The 2,893-nt window shown below is 60.6% G+C and carries 1 pseudogene; it reads right to left on the minus strand.

Features of this window, described 5'->3' with window-relative positions:
• A pseudogene (locus tag WN73_RS09390) lies at positions 1-1,376 on the minus strand (hypothetical protein); the annotation flags it as partial.
• Between the last annotated feature and the right edge of the window lie 1,517 nt (positions 1,377-2,893).

The following is a 2,893-nucleotide window of genomic DNA, read 5'->3' on the forward strand; positions in this document are numbered from 1 at the left end:
TCGTCTCGCATCTGCTGCGGCGTGTACGGCAGATCAACGAAAGATTGAAGACCGCGGAAAATGTCTGGCGACTGAGCTGGCGCGTCCGATAGTCCGATGAAGAGCGGCGGTCTGGCGGCAGCCCTACCCACCGGCGCTGACTGAGCATCGTCTCTCACTTCCTGCGAGGTGTACGGCAGATCAACGAAGGAGTCGAGACCTCGGTAGAACGCCGACGACCCATCTGGCACCGCTTCCGGCGGCGACCACGTTGATTTCGACTCGCCACGCCGCGGCTCCCCACCCGCCTGTTCAGGGCAGACGCCCAGCGCAGCGTTCGCCTCGACGAGCCATAGGTAGTTCCGAAGCCGATCAAAGCCCATGTCCGCGTTTCGATTGGATTTTTTAAAGTCCTTGTAATCGTCGTTGAACGACTTTTGCTGCTCACTGGTGCCGGTGAGTCGGCTCACTAGGCTCCCGCGCCCCTCCCTTTGGAGCCAAGCGGCGAATCTTCGTTGGTTGCGGGCCAGATTTTGAACATCTTTCTTCCGGCTAGTCTCCTCGGGTTTGAGCATGCTCAGCTCTGCCTTTTCCAGGCCATCAATGATGCGGGCGTCATCGGAATAAAGATGCGATGCGGGCGACGGGACAGCATAACCGCTGGGCTCCTGAGATGCACCCGCGCCGGAAACGTTTTCGGCATCGCGAACCTTGCTTAATGCGAACAATAAAAGTTCGTCGTTCGGGAACAACTTTTGAGCGAATTCGATGCGCGCAGCGTCGTCTAGCCCAGATATCGAGTAGCCCGCACGATTAAGCGCGTTAGAAAATCTGCGAAGACTACGATCATGACGAGCAGCACTGCCCGACGTCATGCCACTGGCATTAAGCCGCTCTGAGAGGGGCGCGTCTTCCGCTGAAGGGATCGTGCGCGGCCGCCCGCCAGAAGCTACATAGCTCGGATCATGATACGCACGAAGGACACCCAACCCTTTCTTTATGTCTTCGTCGTTCGGGAAGTAAGTCTTGACGTGACGGACCAGGGACTGGTGGTCCCCAAGATCAATCGTTTTGCGATGAGCGCCAAGATCATTTCCAAGTCGGCGAAGCGCCTGCGTATAGCGCTTAACCGTCTTCAGTTGTGGGTTTTTCTGAGCCGCATATTGGGCAATCGCCTTGTCGATAATGTCCCGATGTTCTGCAGAGAGATGGGGATGGTAGTTGCGGCCGCTGCGGCCGCCACCGGAGACAGGACCCGGATCGGGCGGGTGCGCCTCGGCCAAGTGCTGCTCAAAGCCCTCTTGCCCGGCATGGCCCCCCTGGTCCTTTTCCAAGACGGCGTGCTGCACCTGGGACCAAGCTGTTGGATTGGATGGATCGGAATTGTACGGGTCCACGCTAGCCTCACGTCCAAGAAATCAATTGAGCTGATCCTATTATGGATAGGCTTTCCAGAAGCTGACGAGATCGTGGCTCGTGAGGCAATGCATCGCGACATCTGCAGAACGAAACGGCCCCGCGGCTCTCGATCGTCGCGGAGCTTCATGGGGTGTCAGGACCCGCCTTCCTCCCGGCCGATGAAGTCTTGCGGCGGCATGGGAGCCGACGTCTCGTCATTGCTCGGGTTGTTGGGACCCGCCTAGTCGTCGGGCGCGTCCCTAGCCGGAACGCACTGCGCGGTGCCCCAAACGATAGTCACACGCTATCGCCCCAGGGGGACGCTCCGCTCGATAGCGAGCAACTAGTGCAAAACGGCATACCGGCGGCGCCGCAGGTGCACGCACGGGTGCCAAGCCACAGTTGACCGGATCGTTCTCGCAAATCCACGACGAGCCTTCCGCGATTCGTTCCTCGTCCATTCGCCCTCTCATCGGCTATCCAAGGCGAGAGTAATCCTCGTGTCGCCGAGGGGCGCATTGCCTCACTAAAACTGTTACCGGACAACTTCCCAGTCGTGCCTGGGGCGGAGCTGCCGGATCAGTTCGGTGGCGGCTGCGGCGGGGACGATCAGCATGCGCGCAAAGCGCGAGATCACATCAGCCCTGGCCGAGCGTCACCGGGCGGGCGGGCGGCGTGAGAAGGGACGAATCCTGGACGAGCTTTGCACCGTCACGGGATGACATCGTAAGCACGCGATCCGACCACTGTCGGTGGACGGGGCATCGGGATCGGCCGTGCCGCGGCGTCCAAGCCGGACCTATGGGGCTTCCATTCGCGCTGCACTGATTGTGCTATGGGACGCCTCTGACCGGCTCTGCAGTAAGCGGCTCGTCGGGAGCCGTTCTCGCTCCCGGCACTTGAACGCACGGCAGATTGAAGCTTTCTGCCGATGAGCGGTGGGCCGGTTTTGAAGGTGAGCGCGGTGACGACCGATCGCCTGCTGAGCGACGTAAAGATCGCAGCAGCCGGAGGACGCCGAGGGCGGGATCAACAAATGATTCAGCGTAGATGTCTTAGTGACTCTGGCAGACTGCGCTGGCGCAAGTCAGCATCGTCGCGCAACTCTGACGGCGTTAGCGCATTCAGGTCGACCAAAGACTCAAAGAGCAGCGTAGGTGTCTGAGCGAGCTCTGGCAGGATCCGCCGGCCAAAGTCAGCATCGTCGCGCAGTTCAGACGCGCGGGCGTATTCAGATCAACAAAAGGCTCAAGACCGCCGCAGGACCCGGCAGTCGATGGTGATGCTGGTTCTTGCATCTGCTGGCCAACGAGCCCAAGCTCCCGAGCTCAGGGTAGCCAGGCGTCGGGGGATGCTCCCGCGCCGAGCCGGACTGCCGAGCGGACTGCACGGCCGGCGAACCCGGCTGCTCACGAGCTTGCAGCTCAGCTCGCGGTTCGCGGCGATGAGCTTTAAGTAGTTGTCCGTGAACAAGCCTCCAAGCACTTGATTGGGAGTCTGTTTTCCGGTTGCGGCG

Source organism: Bradyrhizobium sp. CCBAU 45394 (genome assembly GCF_028128655.1).
Lineage (GTDB): Bacteria > Pseudomonadota > Alphaproteobacteria > Rhizobiales > Xanthobacteraceae > Bradyrhizobium > Bradyrhizobium diazoefficiens.